The sequence below is a fragment of the Shewanella sp. LC6 genome, assembly GCF_006385735.2.
Taxonomy (GTDB): Bacteria; Pseudomonadota; Gammaproteobacteria; order Enterobacterales; family Shewanellaceae; genus Shewanella; species Shewanella xiamenensis.
In genome coordinates this window covers 3232574-3251593 of record NZ_CP043902.1, presented here as the reverse complement: position 1 = coordinate 3251593, position 19020 = coordinate 3232574, and the positions used below count along the sequence as shown (strand labels likewise).

At 44.7% G+C, this 19020-nt stretch carries 19 protein-coding genes and 1 pseudogene; 10 read left to right on the top strand and 10 right to left on the bottom strand.

Going from position 1 to position 19020, the window contains the following annotated elements:
- The first annotated feature begins 108 nt into the window (after window positions 1-108).
- Entirely contained in the window at window positions 109-519 is a 411-nt protein-coding gene (locus FJD32_RS14695) for a hypothetical protein (protein ID WP_088585797.1), read from the top strand.
- Between the two features lie 555 nt (window positions 520-1074).
- Complete coding sequence (locus tag FJD32_RS14690) at window positions 1075-2949, top strand: methyl-accepting chemotaxis protein (protein ID WP_231640349.1); 1875 nt, start codon at window positions 1075-1077, stop codon at window positions 2947-2949.
- Window positions 2950-3056: 107 nt separating this feature from the next.
- On the opposite strand, the gene FJD32_RS14685 is transcribed toward FJD32_RS14690, so the two are convergent.
- The 3 genes from FJD32_RS14685 to FJD32_RS14675 form a co-directional block, all read right to left on the bottom strand.
- Window positions 3057-3545 (bottom strand): hypothetical protein, encoded by a 489-nt coding sequence (locus tag FJD32_RS14685; protein ID WP_047538977.1) that lies wholly within the window; start codon window positions 3543-3545, stop codon window positions 3057-3059.
- Window positions 3546-3618: 73 nt separating this feature from the next.
- A complete protein-coding gene (locus FJD32_RS14680; RefSeq protein ID WP_088585795.1) occupies window positions 3619-4167 on the bottom strand; it encodes a DUF1415 domain-containing protein in 549 nt (182 codons plus the stop codon).
- A 27-nt stretch (window positions 4168-4194) separates the two neighbouring features.
- On the bottom strand, window positions 4195-4788 hold the full coding sequence (locus tag FJD32_RS14675; RefSeq protein WP_055646962.1) for a LysE family translocator: 594 nt from the start codon (window positions 4786-4788) through the stop codon (window positions 4195-4197).
- A 317-nt stretch (window positions 4789-5105) separates the two neighbouring features.
- Here FJD32_RS14675 and FJD32_RS14670 point away from each other — a divergent pair, with 317 nt between their 5' ends.
- On the top strand, window positions 5106-5711 hold the full coding sequence (locus tag FJD32_RS14670) for a DUF4136 domain-containing protein (protein ID WP_088585794.1): 606 nt from the start codon (window positions 5106-5108) through the stop codon (window positions 5709-5711).
- A 203-nt stretch (window positions 5712-5914) separates the two neighbouring features.
- Complete coding sequence (locus FJD32_RS14665; RefSeq protein WP_088585793.1) at window positions 5915-6313, top strand: glyoxalase/bleomycin resistance/extradiol dioxygenase family protein; 399 nt, start codon at window positions 5915-5917, stop codon at window positions 6311-6313.
- Between the two features lie 84 nt (window positions 6314-6397).
- Here the strand turns inward: FJD32_RS14665 and FJD32_RS14660 are convergent, their stop codons facing one another.
- The gene (locus FJD32_RS14660; protein ID WP_088585792.1) at window positions 6398-7222 is read right to left on the bottom strand and encodes a DUF2797 domain-containing protein; all 825 of its coding nucleotides are present in this window, start codon (window positions 7220-7222) and stop codon (window positions 6398-6400) included.
- A gap of 290 nt (window positions 7223-7512) precedes the next feature.
- Between FJD32_RS14660 and FJD32_RS14655 the strand changes: the two genes are divergently transcribed.
- On the top strand, window positions 7513-8400 hold the full coding sequence (locus tag FJD32_RS14655) for a DMT family transporter (RefSeq protein WP_037416935.1): 888 nt from the start codon (window positions 7513-7515) through the stop codon (window positions 8398-8400).
- A gap of 61 nt (window positions 8401-8461) precedes the next feature.
- On the opposite strand, the gene FJD32_RS14650 is transcribed toward FJD32_RS14655, so the two are convergent.
- Window positions 8462-8962 carry an ACT domain-containing protein gene (locus tag FJD32_RS14650; protein ID WP_037416937.1) on the bottom strand — a complete coding sequence of 167 codons (501 nt, stop codon included), beginning with the start codon at window positions 8960-8962 and terminating at the stop codon, window positions 8462-8464.
- A gap of 199 nt (window positions 8963-9161) precedes the next feature.
- Here FJD32_RS14650 and FJD32_RS14645 point away from each other — a divergent pair, with 199 nt between their 5' ends.
- The 5 genes from FJD32_RS14645 (at window position 9162) to FJD32_RS14625 (ending at window position 15826) form a co-directional block, all read left to right on the top strand.
- Entirely contained in the window at window positions 9162-11420 is a 2259-nt protein-coding gene (locus tag FJD32_RS14645) for an ABC transporter permease subunit (RefSeq protein ID WP_037429878.1), read from the top strand.
- A 59-nt stretch (window positions 11421-11479) separates the two neighbouring features.
- The gene (gene pstA / locus FJD32_RS14640; RefSeq protein ID WP_122040748.1) at window positions 11480-13138 is read left to right on the top strand and encodes a phosphate ABC transporter permease PstA; all 1659 of its coding nucleotides are present in this window, start codon (window positions 11480-11482) and stop codon (window positions 13136-13138) included.
- A 33-nt stretch (window positions 13139-13171) separates the two neighbouring features.
- Window positions 13172-13990, top strand: a complete 819-nt coding sequence (pstB, locus tag FJD32_RS14635) for a phosphate ABC transporter ATP-binding protein PstB (protein ID WP_037416943.1) — start codon at window positions 13172-13174, stop codon at window positions 13988-13990.
- Between the two features lie 127 nt (window positions 13991-14117).
- Window positions 14118-14828, top strand: a complete 711-nt coding sequence (gene phoU / locus FJD32_RS14630; RefSeq protein WP_069454650.1) for a phosphate signaling complex protein PhoU — start codon at window positions 14118-14120, stop codon at window positions 14826-14828.
- 545 nt (window positions 14829-15373) lie between these two features.
- Window positions 15374-15826, top strand: coding sequence for a hypothetical protein (locus tag FJD32_RS14625; protein WP_140907652.1), 453 nt, complete (start codon window positions 15374-15376; stop codon window positions 15824-15826).
- Window positions 15827-15849: 23 nt separating this feature from the next.
- Here the strand turns inward: FJD32_RS14625 and FJD32_RS14620 are convergent.
- From FJD32_RS14620 to FJD32_RS14600, 5 genes and pseudogenes are all read right to left on the bottom strand, one after another.
- Window positions 15850-16259: pseudogene (locus FJD32_RS14620) on the bottom strand (DDE-type integrase/transposase/recombinase); the annotation flags it as partial.
- Complete coding sequence (locus tag FJD32_RS14615) at window positions 16252-16593, bottom strand: GIY-YIG nuclease family protein (protein ID WP_200923580.1); 342 nt, start codon at window positions 16591-16593, stop codon at window positions 16252-16254. The pseudogene FJD32_RS14620 and the gene FJD32_RS14615, both read right to left, overlap by 8 nt.
- A gap of 174 nt (window positions 16594-16767) precedes the next feature.
- Window positions 16768-17013: a hypothetical protein gene (locus FJD32_RS14610; RefSeq protein WP_088585789.1), complete on the bottom strand. Its 246-nt coding sequence runs from the start codon at window positions 17011-17013 to the stop codon at window positions 16768-16770.
- Window positions 17014-17660: 647 nt separating this feature from the next.
- Window positions 17661-18335, bottom strand: a complete 675-nt coding sequence (locus FJD32_RS14605) for a cold shock domain-containing protein (RefSeq protein WP_088585788.1) — start codon at window positions 18333-18335, stop codon at window positions 17661-17663.
- Between the two features lie 121 nt (window positions 18336-18456).
- A complete protein-coding gene (locus tag FJD32_RS14600) occupies window positions 18457-18990 on the bottom strand; it encodes a hypothetical protein (protein ID WP_050991394.1) in 534 nt (177 codons plus the stop codon).
- Window positions 18991-19020 lie beyond the last annotated feature (30 nt).

The window sequence follows — 19020 nt, the reverse complement described above, 5'->3', positions numbered from 1 at the left end:
AGCGCAGCGTTAATAACTAAGCCATGCAGGGGTAATATATTGGCTAATTTTCTTTAAGTTATTTAAATATATTTATTTTTTGTTGATAAGGCCTTGGGGTTAGGGTTTGTGACTGCTTGGTTTGCACTGCTCGCCAAGCAAATCTCACTTCATGATTTGATGGGTTTTATACCAATAATTACCAACTTTAGTGCGGTAAAGGTCGTAACTTCTGGGGTTTTCTTGCAAAGTTTAATGGCTGTGATCATTCTCTTTGAGTTGCAAATCAACTTTAACAATAAGAGCAGAGCCGAAGTTTATATCCACAGCAGTAATGTTGAAGATGAGTATCTGTTTGCGCTAAAAAAGCCTATGAATGGCGTATCAATAGCGATAAAAATCGCCGCTATGGCAATAAGAAATGGAGCATACAAATCCTTTGATTGGGCTCAACTCGACACTAAAAGTAAACAAATGCTAAAAACCATCGGGCTGGATAAGGTCGACTTAAAGTCAGCGATACAACGAAATTTGAAATAATGTTGTGCCGTTAGAAAATCTCTATGCCATTAGATAACACGCTTGTTACTCCGTTCAAAGCCACACTAACACATTGAATTTGAATAGTATTTCTTAAATCATCCACATAAAACCTTTTATGTCTTTTCATTTGATGTCTATGCCGGATAAGCTGAATTAACTCTGTTTTAATACCGAATCGGATTGCCAGTATTGCTGAGCCCATTCCCCGTCGGGAGAATAGTCTGCGTCATACCAAAGCCCTGATACCATCTAAAAGCTTCGTTGATACGATATGTTGGATATTTTGCAGCCATTACACTGATGGTGTTGATTTAACTTTTTGTTTTTATTTTATAAATTCCGTTTAATTACTTGCCGTGCTTTCTCCTGCCTCTGACTTCCACAATATACTGTTGATTTAAATGTTATACATATAATGTATTTTACTGATTGGTTAACTAGGTCAATAAACGGTCATGGGAAAATTATTACAATTGCACTGGATTTGTTTACTCATCTTTAAAATTGATACGGGGTATTTAAATGGAAGGTTTGCGCCGCTTGCTAGGAAACATGACAGTAACCAATAAGTTAAGGCTTGGTTTTGGGATCTTGTTATTGCTGATATTTATTGTAGCAGCGGCTGGATACAGGGGACTTACCTCAATCGATATCAGTAGTCGTCGGTTAGAGTTTATTGCCAATGTCGATAAAACCTTGCTTGCGGCCAAGGCCGTGCGATTAGAATTTATCGCAAATGGCGATTTAACAAAATTAGATGAACTCCAGAGCTTAATTGAAAATACAAAAAGTGGTTTACAGCAACAATTGTCAGAGTATAGCGATGCCTACGATAGACAGTATCTTCAAGAATCATTAGTGGCGATGGAACGATATCATCAATCAATAAATCAGTTTAGTGATGTGTTTAAGCATAAACAGGCATTAAAAGTCACAGGTGCCCAAGTGGGAGCAAAGTTGGTTGCCACTTATGCGGAATTGGTAGATAGAATGACCAACAAGGCTCAAGCGACCCAAAATACTGAATTATTAAAAGATGCCTTAAGTGTTAGCCAGCAAATGACCATGTTACGTTATCACATTCGAGGCTATGTCTATGATGCTAGTGATCTTAATTTAAAAACGGCAAAAGATGCGATTGCCAGATTATCTCAGACTATTGCCACTCTTAAGGGGGAAGATACTGCGCAAGCCATACAGATACTGGATCGGTATGACCAAGATATTGATGCGTTGGTCAATGTTAACCGTGATATGGCTAACCTAACACAGTCAATGGGCGAGGCTGCACAAACATTGATGGTGAATATTCGTGAATTAGTTGACATCCAAAAGCATCAGCGGGCAGACGCGGATGCTCAAGCCAAGGAGGTGGTACTCGGTACATTAATTGTTGCCTTGGTCGTCGGTCCCTTACTGGCTTGGTTAATCAGTGGACAAATTGTTGGGCCACTTAAACAAACCCTTGTTACAGCGAGAAAAATTGCCGAAGGTGATTTAAGTAGCACTATTCACTCAGAGCGTCAGGATGAGATGGGAGAACTATTGCGTGCTATGGATGAAATGAATAGCACCCTTAGGCAAATGTTGGCACAAATAGGTGATAGCGTGGTGCAGTTGGCTTCATCGGCTGAGGTGCTTTCTTCGGTCACAGTACAAAATAGTGTGGGGATGCAAAATCAGCGTAGTGAAACTGACCAAGTCGCTACCGCGATTAATGAAATGGCTGCGACAGTACAAGAGGTCTCAACGAGTGCTGAAAATGTTGCATTAGCCGCTAAAGAGGCGGATCACACCACTGCGGTAGGTAATAAAAAAGTTATCGAAGCGGTTAGCCAAATCGAACTTTTAGCCAAGGAAATAGCGACCACTGCACATGCAATGGAGCGCTTACAATCGGAAAGTGTCAGTATTGGTGCCGTCCTTGATGTGATCAAATCGGTTGCACAGCAGACTAATTTACTCGCACTAAATGCGGCCATTGAAGCTGCAAGGGCTGGTGAGGCGGGACGGGGATTTGCAGTGGTGGCCGATGAAGTGCGAAGCCTTGCGAGCCGCACACAATCCTCTACCGAAGAAATTGAAAATATGATTGTTAACTTGCAAAAAGGGACATCGGAGTCGGTACAAATGATGACCAAAAGCCGAACATTGAGTGATGGCGCAGTGTCATTATCCCGCGAAGCCGGTGAGATGTTAGTGGATATTGCCGTTGCGGTTAGCCGTATTCAGGATATGACACATCAAATCGCTGCAGCCTCGGAAGAACAAAGCGCTGTGGCAGAAGATATTAATAAAAGTATCGTGAGAGTGAGGGATATTGCCGAACAAACCGCTGATGGCGCAGCAGAAACAGCAAGCTCCGCCGATAATCTTGCTAGCCTTGGCGTTACGCTAAAAGGATTAGTAACACGTTTTCAGTTATAGGTTCGACTGATCTTATTCGTGAGTATTACTGACTATGACAAACAGGCCGTAGATATCCTTAATGTGATGATTTATAGCATTTAAATTTCTACGGCCTACTTCTTATGTTAGTAGGCCATAATTTCTAGTTGCTCGACGATCTGGTTGCCTTGCTCAAGCCCTACATGATTCACAATCTTCGCTTTAATTAACTCAACATAGTTTGGCTGGATATTGTCGTCATCATCAAAAAGAGCGTCGCCTGCGTCGGAGATTAGTGCTGCTAACGCATTAAAACAGCGAGACATTTGGGCTAAATCGGTAAAAAGAAGGTTGGGCTTCCAACCACATGCGCCATGGCGAGCGAAAAGAATGTGTTCATCCTTTAAATGATAAATTAAGGGATCGCCATAGGAGCTTGCCAGTACTAGCCAATTATCATCCCAAGTAAGCTCCCGCGCTTGGGTGATACCATGCCAGCGATAACCCATTTGAAAATCGATGAGGTCTTCAAATCTTGGAAATTCAAATAGGGCAAAACCGATGTCGAGTTGGCGTGAGTCTGGTATCTCTGTGCTAAAAAAGGGCTTTAATGCTGATGGGATAATCAAGTCCATCGTGATTACATTCCGTTGTCGTAAGCAATGAGCAGATTGCGATGCGGCGCATGTGCTATTCGCCGTGATTAAGCTATTTCCCCATGCACTCTGCGAGTAATTTAATAAAAAACTCGCTACCTTTACGTTCACAAAACTGAATATTGCGCTCGGGGATGGATTCAGGGTCGTTATAGTTAGCCAGGGCTAACTCCATACTGGCTTCGCGAATAATATGCAGGGTTGGGTAGGGCGCGCGGTTGGTAAAATTGGCGGCCGAGTCCTGTGGTTCATCCTCAAAACAATAGTCGGGATGAAAATGCGCGAGCTGATAAATCCCTTCATAGTCGTTGTCGAATAAGGCGTCGTTCGCCATATCGACAAGATCGAGGTAAGTGTAAAAGCCCTCAAAACCCCGCGGCAGAATAAACAGCGAGGTTTCGTGCTCTGGGTGGGCATCCAGGTATTGGCATTCTTCAATCAATGCCTTAAGCACTAGCTTGACTTTGGTTTGTTCAACAACAAGATAGCGAATACTGCCGCGCTCGACCTCACGTCTGGCGAAGGGGCAAATATTGTATTTCATGATCACTTTTTTCACCCAGTTATCGGTTTGTTCAATGATCAGTTCTATCTCATTCATGCTAGTGCTTAACTCTTACGGCCAAAATTAGGGGGCGATCATAGGGATGATAGACGCCACAAGCAAGATGGCCATAGTGATATTAAAGATCTTCTGCTGGCGTTCGTTTTTCAAAATACGTTTAAGTGCTACACCAAACCCAAGCCAGACCACGGCACAGGGAAAAGCCACACATAAAAACACTGTGGCAATAGTAACCACTTGAGGTGTGAGATCCTGTTGTACCGAGGTAAAAGTGGCAATCGCGCCTACGGCCATAATCCAGCCTTTAGGATTAACCCATTGAAATGCCGCGGCTTGCAGAAAACTAAAAGGTTTAGCGATGCTCTTGCCCTCCATCTTGCTACTGCTATTGGCTATCAACCATGACAGGTACAGAAGGTAGACAATCCCAATGACTTTAATCACTTGGTGGATAATCGGGTAGGCTTGAAATAGGGCGCTTAAGCCTAGGCCGATGGCGAGGATCATGGTAGGAAAGCCAAGGCTAATCCCCATCAGATGCGGAATACTGCGTCTAACGCCAAAGTTGACCCCTGAGGTCATCAGCATAATATTGTTAGGCCCTGGAGTGATCCCCGATGAAAAGGCAAACAATGCGATAGCCAGTATTAACTCCATAGATAAATTCCACACCTTTTATTTATTGTCATTTTTAGCATTGTAATAGGGATATTACTCTCGAATTTAAGCGTCGAGGTATTACTATCACTGACGTTGAGCGAGGCATTCTAGCGGGTAAATTGAATCGCGCCTATACGCTGTACGGGCTTTATAAAGTAACAAATCATAACTATGTGGTGCACACTAAGGTTTCTGAGCAATATAAGTGCAGCGGTTGCCGAACGTTGCAATTTAACACTATGATGAATATCGACTTTCAGTCTGAGAAATAGCAACTATCCTTAAGCTGTAAAAATTGCCATAAGGGAAAGAGCATGTATTTACCACAAAAAATAAGACGTGTACTGACAATTGTAAGCTTGAGTTTGCTAGGTCTTACCGCCTGTGTAAGTGTGAACGATGATTCGCAAGCGCTACGAACTACTGTCGTAACTTCGGGGGATTTGAGTCAATTATCGCCGAGCGCCATGACCTATAGTTGGCATCCCACACTACAGAAGATCTTTGTTGACCGCAGGCTCGATCAGCAACAAGTCTTACAACATATGCAGGACACCCTTAAAAAAGTGCTGCTGACAAAAGGTTATCGCTGGGTTGAAGACCCGCAACTGGCGGACTTTCAAGTGGGGTTCGGCATCGCCATGGGCACACAAATGTCGGATGAGCAGATACTTGCCGCCGCAGGCTTAGTGCCGGGGCTGTCGAATCAAGGTGTTGATCTTAAAAAATACGATAAAGGCTCAGTGTTGATTAGCTTTTTTAAGCCAACGGGTATTGCGGGTCAGCCTTATGAGATGGTATGGCGAGTTCTTGGCCAAGGCTTTGCCAATATTAAGGATATGGATGAAGTCAAAGCCCGCTTCGATGGCTCAATCGAGGAAATGCTGCTATCGCTGCCCGCCACCCATGCGGTGCAATAGGGCGGATATCTTGGCGCAGTAATCAGTAAAGTCTTAAGGTGAGTCAGATGCTCGCCTAAAGAGCTCGCTGGAGCACGAGTTTAGGATGTTGCAATGATTGACTAGACAATTCAGTTAGCTATTTACTTACCTATCTACAGATTAGAGGTATTTTTACCGGACTAGGATGTACGTCCGCAGAGGACTTATAAAGGGAGATTATGATGGCACAAAGTATCTTTGTTAATTTGGCGGTTGAAAGTGTTCAACAATCAAGGGCTTTTTACGCTGGTCTAGGGTTTGGCATCAATGAGCAATACAGCAATGAGCAGGCTGCTTGCGTGGTGATCGCGGGCAATATTTATGTGATGCTGCTGGCGAAGCCTTTTTTTGCTGGTTTTACCGATAAGGTGATTGCTGATGCCCATGCCACGACAGAGGTACTCAATTGCCTAGACTGTGACAGTCGAGAACGTGTCGACCAATTGGTAAAACTTGCTGAACTGCATGGTGGCAAAGCCTATCGTCAAGCACAAGATCAAGGGTTTATGTACGGCCATGCGTTCGAAGATCTCGATGGACATATTTGGGAACTTGTCTATATGGAAGCGCAAGTTAGTTAGTACATTGCCTTTTAAGCCAAGCGTTGCTAAGCCAAGAATAGCGCGCGTTGTGTAGGGCTTAGCCTTAGCACAACGCGGCGCAAGCTAGTTGCTTAAGGATACACTCACTTCATAGGCCGTAAATTTGCGGATATTAATCACGCCCGTATCGAACAGTAAATATTGGCCTTTGATGCCCTGTAAAATTCCGCTGACCACGGCGTCTTTATCAAAATTGTGTGAGCTGATTTTTTTGGGGAAAACTTCAATCGGATAATGAATGGTTTGAATGTCTTCCTGCAATCGCTCGATGCTGTAATCGCCTTTTTGCATAGCGATTTCATGCAGTTTAGCTTCGATGTGAGGGATCAGTTCCGCAGCCTTAGCGTTCAAATCGATATCATCGGCATGGCCCTTTAACATGGCTTGCCAGTGCGTTTTATCGTTGATGAGCTTGGCTAATTCCACTTCTACTAAACCCGAGATTTGTCGTGTCGACACTTTGAAAATCGGTAAACCTTGGGTGGCGCCTTGATCTATCCAGCGGGTGGGCAATTGTGTGTGGCGGGTGATGCCGACCTTAATGCCTGAAGTATTGGATAGATAAACATAATGCGGCACAAAACAATGGCTTTGCGCCCACTCTGGCTCCCGGCAAGTACCTTGGTCAAAGTGACAGGTTTCGGGCTTCATGATGCACATATCGCAACTGGCGAGCTTTTGCATACACACAAAGCAATGGCCTTGCGAATAGCTTTTTTTGGTCTTTTTGCCACAGTTACAGCAGAAGATGTTACCCGTGTGGGTAAGTGTCAGTGGCTTGCCAATTAAGGGATTCAGTGGCAGCAACTCGTCGCCAACAACCAGTTGATACTGTACTTGTTGCGCCTCATCTAAGTGTGCGCGCAGCTTTTTTAGCGTTCCTAACATAGGTGTTCCTAGTTTTTATTGTGTCACTGGGTTGGGCAAGGCTTCCCAGCGCACTTATGCATTCGTCATTGCTTGGTGTGCAGTATACAAGATTATCTAGTCGAGTTTAGATAGGAATTTTCGATTGATACCCCAACTTGATTTAAATGTACGGCGGTTAACGGGGGTCAATGAACTGTCAATTAACTTGTGGTGAGTGCGTCAGTTTGTTATTCACTTGTAGGTTATTTTGGACAAGCGTCCAGCATCTCGGTAATCTTGTCATCCTTTTTAATCATTGAGACAGTATCTTGCCTGCCAATTTTTTACTCTTGTTAGCCGCTGCCATTTGGGGCTTTGGTTTTGTCGCGCAAACCTTAGGAATGGAGCATTTATCGCCCTTTGCATTCAACGGGCTACGTTTCTTAATCGGTACGCTGTCACTCGTTCCACTGGTGTGGTACTTGGCTCGGCAAGGTAAAATTCATCTCGGTACACCTAAAGATTTTGCCATTGGCTGCGTGGCGGTAGGCGGATTGCTGTTTGCTGGCGCCTCATTGCAACAGGTGGGGCTGCTGTATACCACCGCGGCCAATGCGGGCTTTATCACTGGGCTTTATATCGTGTTAGTGCCGATTTTGGGGCTGGCGCTGAAACATGCTACTGGCGCAAATACATGGTTGGGGTGTGCCGTTGCATTAGTGGGGCTGTATTTTTTAAGTATTAAAGACGGCTTTCATATTGGTTATGGCGATATGCTGCAATTGATTGGCGCGCTGTTTTGGGCGATGCACATTTTGGCGGTAGATCATTTTGCCAAGCGGATTTCGCCAGTGTTACTCGCCATGATGCAATTTTTGGTGTGCGGCGTATTAAGCCTGCTGGTGTCTGCGGCCATTGAGGTTACGACAGTCGATAAGGTGGTTGCAGCCTGGGGCTCACTGGCCTATGCGGGGCTGATTTCAGTGGGTATTGCCTACACTTTGCAGGTGCTAGCGCAAAAGCATGCGCATCCTGCCCACGCGGCAATTATTTTGAGTTTAGAAACTGTGTTTGCGGCCATCGGCGGTATTTTATTCCTTGGGGAGAGCTTAGGGCTGCGCGCCTTGGTTGGCTGCGGTTTGATGCTGCTCGGTATGCTTATTTCACAAGTGCCGCTGCGTTATTTGATTAAGTCTCGGCACCAGAACGTTAGCTAAGTCTCTATAAAAAAACGCCGCTGGCAGTGCCCGCGGCGTTTTTTGTTAAAAGTGTTGAAACCTAACGGCTGAGTTTATCCAGCACTAAGTCATCACCGAGGGCATAGAGGGATTGCATCAGTTGCTCCTCTTGAGCAAGGTCGGTCAAGCCTAAACCTATAGTGGCGCGAAAGAGCGCGATGCCAGTATGGCCAGCGGTTTCAAATTGACTGCTAAATTGCTCGATATTGATACCAAGCGCAGTGATCCGATTGGAGATATCCAGCACTAATCCGGGTCTGTCGTAGGACACTAAACTGTAGGTCAGTCGCTTAATGGGTTTGAGGGCGACTGAGGTTTTAGCATAGGTGAGGGTGAGCCCGTCGATACACTCTAAGGCTTCAATCAGCTCGTCCATTTTCAGGGAAGGCACTTCGAGTAACAAAATGGCGGCAAAAATCCCGTCGATATGGCGCAATTCTGAGTCGAGCCAATTGCCGCCATGGCGACTCACGGCGTGGGCGATTTGCTCTACTAATCCTTTTCTATCAGGTGCTTGAAGCGTGATTAAATATCGTAGCATGGCGACTGACTCCTATTTTTTGTAAAAGGCACCTGTTTTACAACGGGGTGTAACACAACTGTCATCTTTGCGTCATATAATTCAACGCACTTAGAATGAAGGGTGTTGTTATTGCTCAGTTTATGCTCAAACAGTGTAAGCATAGCATTTCGCAATTCCTAGCGAAAAAACTCACAGGCTTTAATAATAGAGGTTCTTAATGGAAAGTCAGGTCATTCAACCTGGTTCTGCGCCGCACAGTATGCTGAAAGGCGGACGTTCAAGTCGCAGGGCATTTAAGGATAAAGCGGCTCAAATTGGGGTCACGATTGGCGGCACTATGGTGTTTGTCGCCTTATTGTTGATCTTCTTCTATTTGTTATACGTGATTAAACCCATTTTCGACAGCGCGGATGTGACTCCAGTAAAAAGCGTGAGTTATCAACATGCTGAAGTCGCGACCCTGATGGTCGGTGCTGATGAGCAAAATGAGGTAATGTATCGCGTAGCCGCCGATGGCCAAGTGGATTTCTACACTGTTGCCGATGGCAGCTTACTCTCCAGTTTTACCCCGCCATTACCTGCTGGTGTGAGCGTGACCAGCGCCGCCATTGCCGCGCCGAGTGAGCAACGTTTTGCCCTAGGTTTGAGTAACGGCCAAGCCTTAATCGTGGGCATTGAGTTTGGGTTAAGCTATCCCAATAATAAACGTCTTATCACGCCAAAACTGCGTTATAGCGCAGGTGAAACGCCGATCACGATTGATGAATCTGGTAGTGCTATCAACCATTTAGCCTTTAGTTTCAGTAGCGATAAAATCACCTTTGCCTACCAAGATAATAATGGCATTTGGCGTTTAAGCCGTCTTGAAGGTCAAGAAAACATGATGACCGAAGAGATTGAGTGGACAACGACGAGTGCACTGCTCCCAGATGCCCCTAAAAAGGCGGCGCACCAATTAATGACCCCTGATCAACGCCAACTGATGTTGCAGATGGGCAATAAGGTGTTTGTTTACAATATTCGTGACATTGAAAATATCGATTTAATTCAAGTTATTGATGCCGAAAAGGACAAGTCTAAGGTTAATAATATTGCCTTGCTTGCAGGTGCTAGCTCGATTTTAGTGAGTTATGACAGCGGTGTGGTGACCCAGTACTTCCAAGTAAATGGTCCAAAAGGCCGTTTATATAAAGAAATTCGTGAGTTTTCGGGCTTACCACCTGTTGCCTCTATGGCTTCTGAGTTTTACCGTAAAAGTTTTGCTGTGGTGAGCCCCGAAGGTGAGCTATCGCTGCTTTACACCACCAGTGAGCGTGAACTGTTTGATAAAACCTTTGAGCTTAAAAATCCGGGAGCCATGGGCTTTAGCCCACGTTCAAATGGCTTAGTCGTCGAAGCGAACATGCAACTAAATATCTTCCACGTCGAAAACGCTCATCCCGAGGTATCTTGGAGCGCGTTGTGGAATAAGGTGTGGTACGAAGGTTACCCTGAGCCAAAATTTGTGTGGCAATCTACCTCGGGCAGTGATGACTTTGAAGCCAAGCTGAGCTTAATGCCATTGGCCTTTGGCACCATGAAGGCCGCATTTTACGCCATGTTATTTGCTGTACCATTAGCGATTGCAGGCGCGATTTATACCGCTTACTTTATGTCGCCTAAGGTGCGTGGCATTGTTAAGCCAACCATCGAAATCATGGAAGCTTTACCGACGGTTATCTTAGGTTTCCTCGCAGGACTTTGGTTAGCTCCGCTGATTGAAGAACACTTGCCGGGCATCTTAGTGCTGCTGATCTTGCTGCCGACCTCGATTTTGCTTTCAGCCTATTCTTGGAGCAAGTTACCCGGTAAATGGAAACAACGTTTACCTGAAGTCTATCAGGAGCTGATGCTGATCCCGGTTATCTGCTTTGTGGGTTGGTTCTCCTTTGCCATCAGTCCGATGATTGAAGTGGCATTGTTTGATGGTAATACTCGCCAATTTATCACTAACGAATTAGGCATCACCTTCGACCAACGTAACGCGCTGGTTGTGGGGATCGCCATGGGCTTTGCAGTTATTCCAACCATTTTCTCGATTGCCGAAGATGCGATTTTCTCTGTGCCTCGCCACCTGTCTAACGGCAGTTTGGCCTTGGGCGCAACGCCTTGGCAGACACTGACTCGGGTGGTCTTACTCACCGCAAGTCCGGGGATTTTCTCGGCGGTGATGATGGGCCTTGGCCGCGCGGTGGGTGAAACCATGATCGTACTAATGGCAACGGGTAACACCGCCATTATGGAATGGAGCGTGTTTGAAGGTATGCGGACATTAGCGGCTAACATTGCGGTAGAAATGCCTGAATCGGCAATTGGTAGCTCACATTATCGTGTGCTGTTCCTCGCAGCTTTTGTACTGTTCGTATTCACCTTCTTCTTTAACACCATTGCCGAAGTGGTAAGACAGCGTCTGCGTGACCGCTATAGCTCGCTGTAATGGAGATAAGATAATGATACTAAATACTATTTCGCCAATGACCTTGAGAGGTTTGTGCAATGGGTAAGTGGGTAAAATCAGGCTCGCCATGGATTTGGATGACAGGTGGCGCGGTGAGCATCAGTTTGATTGCAGTATTAGGTTTGTTACTGCTGATTGCATGGCGCGGATTAAGCTTTTTTTGGCCTGCGACGATTTATCAATGGGAACTTGAAGATAGCTCGGGTGTACGGTCAACCTTAATCGGTGAAATCTACGATAGGGAAGAAGTGCCGACCGAGCGCTTAACCGCCGCAGGCCATGTGTTTAAACTGCCACCCGGTGAGTTTGTGACCCGTTATTTAGTCAAGACCGGTAACCGTGAATTTGTGGGCCTAGATTTCCGCTGGATTTTAGCGACTGACATTATTAGCCGTAGTGAGCCAGCTGATGTCGCAATGCTTGAGCGGACGAAAAACGGTAACTTTTACGGTTACCCAGTGGCCGTGATTGAAAACGGTAAACGCTTAGAACTTAAAAACGATGCGCTTGAATCCTCCTTAATGGAGCATATTGAGCGCGCAGTCGAACTGTCTGACAAAGCCTTATCACTGCAAAAACAAGATATTGGCTCGATTAACTACAACATCGAAAAACTGCGTCTAAAAGAGCGCCGTTACGAGTTAGATGGTGAGCTGACCGATAGTCGCAAGCAGGAGTTAGCCGCGGCGAAACATTCGCTCGAACAAGACTATAAAGTACTCGAAAAACAGCTGTTTGCCCTGCGTGATGAAGCGGCTCGCGACGCTGTGATTGTACGTGATATGCGCGGTGTTGAGGTGGAACTTAAATTAGACACTGTGCTAGATGTTACCTACGTCAACCACTTAGGCTTGATGGGAAAAATCGGTAAATGGTTTGTCGGGGTTGGCCGTTTCCTGCTGGATGACCCACGCGAAGCCAACACTGAAGGGGGGGTATTCCCTGCAATTTTCGGCACAGTATTTATGGTGATCTTAATGGCCATTATTGTTACGCCATTTGGGGTGATTGCCGCGATTTACCTGCACGAATATGCCAAAAAAGGCCCAATTACTAAGATGATCCGCATTGCGGTAATCAACTTAGCGGGTGTGCCATCGATTGTGTACGGGGTGTTTGGTCTCGGGTTCTTCGTATACATGATGGGCGGCTCGATTGACCAACTGTTTTACGCCGAAGCCTTACCATCACCGACCTTTGGTTCGCCAGGGGTGATTTGGTCGGCGCTGACATTAGCGATTCTGACCCTGCCAGTGGTGATTGTATCGACCGAAGAAGGCTTAAGCCGTATTCCGAGTGCGGTGCGTCAAGGTAGTTTGGCACTGGGCGCGACTAAGGCCGAAACCCTGTGGCGGATTGTGATCCCGATGGCAAGCCCTGCGATCATGACGGGTCTGATTTTAGCCGTGGCCCGTGCTGCGGGTGAGGTAGCACCGTTAATGCTGGTGGGTGTAGTGAAATTAGCGCCGACATTGCCACTGGACTTAAACTTCCCGTTCGTGCATTTAGAACGTAAATTCATGCACTTAGGGTTCCATATTTATGATGTGGGCTTCCAGAGTCCTAACGTTGAAGCAGCACGTCCTCTGGTATACGCCACCTCCTTCTTGCTGGTTACAGTGATTGTGGCACTGAACTTAACCGCGATTAGTGTGCGTAACCACTTACGTGAAAAATATCGTTCGCTTGAGCATTAATCAGCGATTATCCTGAAAGTATTAGGACTGAATATGATTTCTATAGATTCGACAGCCATGAAAACCAATAACTTTGACTTAGCCAACTTGAGCCAAAACGATACCGCACTGGAGATCCGCAACTTAGACCTGCGCTATGGCAATAAGCAAGCGCTATTCAATGTGTCGATGAAGATCCCCAAAAAGCAAGTCACGGCGTTTATCGGCCCCAGCGGTTGTGGTAAATCCACTTTATTGCGCTGCATTAACCGCATGAACGATCTGGTGGACAACTGCCATATCGACGGCGAGATTTTGCTGCACGGTCAAAATATTTATGACAAAAAGATCGACGTTGCCGCACTGCGCCGCAACGTAGGTATGGTGTTCCAGCGTCCTAACCCATTCCCTAAGTCGATTTACGAAAACGTGGTTTATGGTCTGCGTCTGCAGGGCATTAACAACCGCCGTGAACTCGACGAAGCGGCCGAGCGTTCGCTACGCGGCGCGGCGATTTGGGATGAAGTGAAAGACCGCCTGCACGATAACGCCTTTGGCTTATCCGGTGGTCAGCAGCAACGTTTGGTGATTGCCCGTGCTATTGCCATTGAGCCAGAAGTATTACTGCTCGACGAACCTACTTCGGCACTCGACCCGATTTCAACCTTAACCATCGAAGAGCTGATAACCGAGCTTAAGACTAAGTACACAGTGGTTATCGTTACCCACAACATGCAACAGGCGGCGCGGGTATCGGACCAAACGGCCTTTATGTATATGGGCGAATTGGTGGAATACGCCGATACCAACACCATTTTCACTACACCGAAAAAACGTAAGACCGAAGATTACATTACCGGCCGTTACGGTTAATCACCTTGCCCTTGGCAGTGGTTATGTGAGTGATAAGCGATTAACGAAATAAGCCACCGCCTAGAACAGAGTTAAGCATTGCAAACTCCATCTAGGCGTTGATACAGTTGAGTAAAAGGTTGGCAAAATGGAAAATATGAATTTAAACAAACATATCTCTGGGCAATTTAACGCCGAGCTAGAAGATATTCGTAACCGTGTACTCGCTATGGGTGGCTTGGTTGAGCGTCAATTAGAGCAAGCCATCGACGCCTTAAGCACCTTAGATGCCGAATTAGCGCAAAAGGTGATCTTAGGTGACCATAAAGTCAACGGGATGGAAGTCTCGATTGACGAAGAATGCACCCGTATTATCGCCAAGCGCCAGCCCGCAGCGAGCGACTTGCGGATGATCATCGCAATTTCAAAATCCATCGCTGATCTTGAGCGTATCGGTGACGCCTGTGTGCGTATTGCCAAGGCAGCATTAGATAAGCGATTGAATAATCAGCAGCCGTTATTAGTCAGTATTGAAAATATGGGCCGCCATGCGACTCGTATGCTCCACGCCACTTTAGATGCATTAGCCCGTATGGATGCAGAGTCTGCATTGGAACTGCACAAGGAAGACGCTAAACTCGACCGTGAATATGAAGGTATTATCCGTCAATTAATGACCTACATGATGGAAGATCCACGCTCAATCCCCGATGTATTAGACGTACTCTGGGCAGCGCGCGCCGTTGAGCGTGTCGGCGATCGTTGTAAAAATATCTGCGAATACATTATTTACTACGTGAAAGGTAAAGACGTCCGCCATACTTCCTACGAAGATATGGAAAAGGATATGAAGGACTAAACGCCTTTTATCACAAGGCGTTATCCACAAACGCTCTGCCTAATCCGCAGAGCGTTTTTGTTTAGATGTTTAACTTGAAGAGGGCACTTGATAGTCGTTGCTGATTCTGATTGGTAGGTGAGACATAGCATTTGTTTAACGATACGGTGAATAGAAACCTAGGGTTTCTAAGATTATGAATGAGAGCAATGGTTGTTCTCATGCATCCCTGCATTGCACGACATTCAGGCGTCATGCCTATCAGATGGCGAGCTGACAGTTATGGAAGTTGTTCAAGCAGTCCTTGGATGCTCGCCCAGTCTGATGTCAATGGATTCACAAATGCCGCAATGGCATGGATGTCCTTGCTCTAGTTGTTCAAACCATTTGAGCTAGAACGGGTTGTAGGTAACCTAAAAGTGCATTATGTTTTTGATTTAAAATTGGTGGCCGATTTATTTGGTTTACTGGTACAGGTGATGAAATATTGGGTAGCCTTGCTAAGTCAACGATAGATATGGCTGCTACACAAGCAACACTAAATGAGAATACGGAAAAACTTGAAGATGCAATTAAAGAAATTAAAGACTAAATCAAATATTGCAGGTTTATTTTTAATAATATCCATAACGGCATTTTTTTGGTTTTCATTTATTAATTCTATTTTAATTTCAAATGAAAAAATTGAAGGGGTTCTGTTTGGATATGACTGCAAAATAAATTCTAGGTTTAATAAAAAGTATGATTATGATATTTATATTGAAAATGGAGGACGTTATAGTAGTTTGAACAGTATTGACTGTAAGTCTCTCGATGGTGTGATTGTTGGAGAAAAAGTATCTTTGATAGTCAGAGGAAAGGAAGTTTTATCCGTATCACAAAATGAAATAGAATTAGTTAGCTATTCAAGTTTGAGTAAAAATCATATGAATAGACTAGCAAGTACTTTGATTGCAGCGCTACTTCTTACAATGTTTTCAATTTGGAGATTCAAAAGCATTTTCGATAACAAAAGCTAAACAGTACAGGCATACTGTTCTGGTCAACCCAAACTGGACACTTTTACTTGAGAATTTTCAAACTCTACAGCTGACAGATCGTCATTAGCAGAATGCAGCCGCTCCAAGTTGTAATATTTCATGTAAGCAGTAACATCTTGCTTCATAAACTCCCTTGTTGGTTGATTAACTTTAAAAATCCAATCGTGTTTTAAGCTGTCAAAGAATCGCTCAACAACGGCATTATCCCACAACTGCATGGATGTAGGAGGTAGAGCAACGCAGTAGCAGTTGCCGAACACGCACCCACATCACCCATGCTGGCTCGGATACCATAGCTCGATAGCAGCCTACTGAATTGCTTACTGGTATATTGCGAGCCTCGGTCACTGTGAAATACCAACCCTCGCGCTGGTTGTCGCAGGTTGTAGGCTTTTATTAATGCCTTAGATATACTCGGGGAGCCCATGTCTGTCATAACCTGTCAATTCACCTGCGTTAGATTTTTTTGCGATATAACTACAGTGACTATGTGCTTTTAGTAAGTCGAGTACAATTTCATGGTTTATTTCGAACCACTCCCCAATTACGCGTTGATCTTTGTACTTCTGGTGTAGTTGTGTTTCAAGCTCACGATCAGTACCACTGTCAATCCAGCCCATTAAGGCAAGTCTTCTCGAATTCCCCGTTTGTAAAGCTTTTAGACGTTTAACTGGATCTTTGCTGATTCCGATTTTAATCCGCTGATTAATTAGGTCTTCGTTTTCGATAAAAAAATAAAGTGCCATAATTTCCTTGTAGCCCTAACGCCGCAAGCGGCGAGCGTTAGCGAGTCCAGCACCGAAGGTGCGATGCTGGCTTGCTTTGTTATGCCTTTTAGTCATGATAGAAAGCCTCAGTAACATAGAAGTCACAGAAGGACTCAATATCTTCTTTTTTACCAGACTCAAGTGCTTTGGATCTTAAGGTGTAACCACGTATAACGCGTCTATTATTTTCGATAGCAAACTTAACACTAAATCATTACTATTAGATTCGAGCTTCTCTAACGCAGCTTTTGCTGATTCTGCATTAAATTTTGTAAATACGTTTTCCTCAATTTGCATATCTGGCTCAATGCGCAATTCCCTGTGTTCGCATAACGATTTATTCTCTGTAGCTTGCACATTAAGGGAGCATAGAATGGCTATAGCAACTAAAAGCTTCATGATACGTCCGCAGGCGTGATATTTTATTCGTGCGCATGCGCGTTTATCTCGTTGGATCAGTGAAAACGCGCACGGTTAACTATCTGTATGCAAAGAACTTATCAGCTTTCTGCCCAATACACCATCTGGAAAAACGCGCATGCGCGTTTTCAAAACCTATTAACTAAAAGCCAGCTACCATAGTCGATTGATTTTATAAAGTTTTACTTATTAAAAATGGAATTAGTGCGCAATGCTATTGTCTTCAAATCATACAAAAACACCTAAATTTAAATACGACTGTATACCCATAAATTGTTAGTCGATTTCTGGTAAGGCCAAACATAGGCAAATAGATAAGAATTTGTATGGCAGCAGGAGTGGGAATTTTCGGTTGAGCTAATGAGCCAAAACAAGGAATGGGGCAAAAAGTTTTTAGCTAGATGAACAGTTCAATGGTCGTAAAGATTGTCATTGTTGCAACTGTGACCGTTGGCGGCATGGATGCCGCCGTCGAGCCCTCAGGGATGAGTTTATGGCGTGTCACTGGGGAAGCAACAGTGAAATAGCTTGCCGAACTCGATAGTCAGTTTAAGCCAATTGTCATGGGTTATAAATCCGTCCATATATTTTTTAATAAATATGACTATCGACTTGTTTTAGACTCGCTAAGCAGGAAAAACAGCTATAGCACTGAGCACCAAAGCGAGCGGTATGAGCGTGATCATGGCAAGGGTACCTAGACAACCAGACAGCTGCTTCTGTCGTGCTAAATTTTCGGCTTCACTCATTTGTTTAGCGGCCTGTTCTACATCTGCTTTTCGTTTTTCGAGTAACTGTGCAGAGGCGATAACCAGTTCTTGAGAGTCAGCAGGAACTTTCTCGGTTACTAGGGCGAGTTCACCTTTGAAGGCGTGTACCGTATAGCGATAATTTCCTTTCGAGAAAGTGTCTTTCTCAAAATTGACATTGAGTACGGCATTGCATCCACAATGCTTTGCAAGCTGTTCTAAATGACGTCTTCCCTCGCTGGGATCCTTAAAAAAACGGGTAGCAATGGGAAAACTGGCTATGACTGTGCCATTTTTGGGGCAACTGTCTCTAGTGGTAAAAAAGTTAACTAATCGCTCCCTGATAAAGACTTCAGGCAAACTGATTGCTTTGGCGGCTAGGCCTTTAGGTGTGGGCGTGGGATCAAAATCGACAATACTGCCTTTGACTAACTTGCCTTCATCTTTCCTGTTTAAAAGCTCGGAAAAATGCAAAAAATAACTCTCACCATCATCGCCTTGGATAAACCCATACTTTTTAGTCGCAAGATATGAGACAACTTTTCCTTTCAAAACATTAGCCTATATAAATTGATGCTCAGCCGAGTATTATGTTACTTGCCTAGCGTTATAAATGAAAAATATTATAAATCAGATAGATAATCAGATAAACGATCTGATAAACGATCTGAATTTATCTGCAACACGGCACATAGACCATGTCTTCGAATCTAGGATCGTCATAGGCATCTGCGTGGGAAAGGTGTCCATCAAAAGCCCCAATTTTATTGATGGTTGATCCTTGTTTAAACACGATTTGTAAACCGTGCTCGGGCTCCCAATCGCAGTGGCAAGTAAGGGAGATATACACGGCGTTATCCCCATGGGCGCGGCGTGACACCATTAATTCGTCGCCAAACTCAATATGGCGCCATACTTGGTTTGGGTTAGGAATATCAATATATTCTTCGCTCGCAGGCGTAATGTATGTGCAGCAATCTTGATAATATTGGTAAATCGCGTCCTGAGCTTGCTCGAGTGCGGTATGGTCTAGGGCGAGAAAATGTTGTACCGCAGTATGAAAATCCTCCACCTGTGGGTCGGTTTCGTACTCTTCTAAGATAAACTCAAATTTACCGCTTAGCGCATTGATCTCAATGGGTTGGCTTTTAAGCCAGCCATCATAGGGATCAACTTCAAGCAAACCTAGGATGGGTATTGTTATCATCTTATCATTCCGTTTATTGTTGACTTCATT

What these genes read in the sequence shown, in the direction of transcription:
- FJD32_RS14660 (WP_088585792.1), bottom strand. Translation starts at nt 7,222, where the DNA reads ATGTTAGGAACGCTAAAAAAGCTGCGCGCACACTTAGATGAGGCGCAA.
- pstA (WP_122040748.1), top strand. Translation starts at nt 11,480, where the DNA reads ATGGGTAAGTGGGTAAAATCAGGCTCGCCATGGATTTGGATGACAGGT.
- FJD32_RS14610 (WP_088585789.1), bottom strand. Translation starts at nt 17,013, where the DNA reads ATGAAGCTTTTAGTTGCTATAGCCATTCTATGCTCCCTTAATGTGCAA.
- FJD32_RS14625 (WP_140907652.1), top strand. Translation starts at nt 15,374, where the DNA reads ATGCAATTAAAGAAATTAAAGACTAAATCAAATATTGCAGGTTTATTT.
- FJD32_RS14685 (WP_047538977.1), bottom strand. Translation starts at nt 3,545, where the DNA reads ATGGACTTGATTATCCCATCAGCATTAAAGCCCTTTTTTAGCACAGAG.
- FJD32_RS14645 (WP_037429878.1), top strand. Translation starts at nt 9,162, where the DNA reads ATGGAAAGTCAGGTCATTCAACCTGGTTCTGCGCCGCACAGTATGCTG.
- FJD32_RS14615 (WP_200923580.1), bottom strand. Translation starts at nt 16,593, where the DNA reads ATGGCACTTTATTTTTTTATCGAAAACGAAGACCTAATTAATCAGCGG.
- FJD32_RS14600 (WP_050991394.1), bottom strand. Translation starts at nt 18,990, where the DNA reads ATGATAACAATACCCATCCTAGGTTTGCTTGAAGTTGATCCCTATGAT.
- FJD32_RS14650 (WP_037416937.1), bottom strand. Translation starts at nt 8,962, where the DNA reads ATGCTACGATATTTAATCACGCTTCAAGCACCTGATAGAAAAGGATTA.
- phoU (WP_069454650.1), top strand. Translation starts at nt 14,118, where the DNA reads ATGGAAAATATGAATTTAAACAAACATATCTCTGGGCAATTTAACGCC.
- FJD32_RS14680 (WP_088585795.1), bottom strand. Translation starts at nt 4,167, where the DNA reads ATGAATGAGATAGAACTGATCATTGAACAAACCGATAACTGGGTGAAA.
- FJD32_RS14670 (WP_088585794.1), top strand. Translation starts at nt 5,106, where the DNA reads ATGTATTTACCACAAAAAATAAGACGTGTACTGACAATTGTAAGCTTG.
- FJD32_RS14690 (WP_231640349.1), top strand. Translation starts at nt 1,075, where the DNA reads ATGACAGTAACCAATAAGTTAAGGCTTGGTTTTGGGATCTTGTTATTG.
- FJD32_RS14675 (WP_055646962.1), bottom strand. Translation starts at nt 4,788, where the DNA reads ATGGAGTTAATACTGGCTATCGCATTGTTTGCCTTTTCATCGGGGATC.
- FJD32_RS14665 (WP_088585793.1), top strand. Translation starts at nt 5,915, where the DNA reads ATGGCACAAAGTATCTTTGTTAATTTGGCGGTTGAAAGTGTTCAACAA.
- pstB (WP_037416943.1), top strand. Translation starts at nt 13,172, where the DNA reads ATGATTTCTATAGATTCGACAGCCATGAAAACCAATAACTTTGACTTA.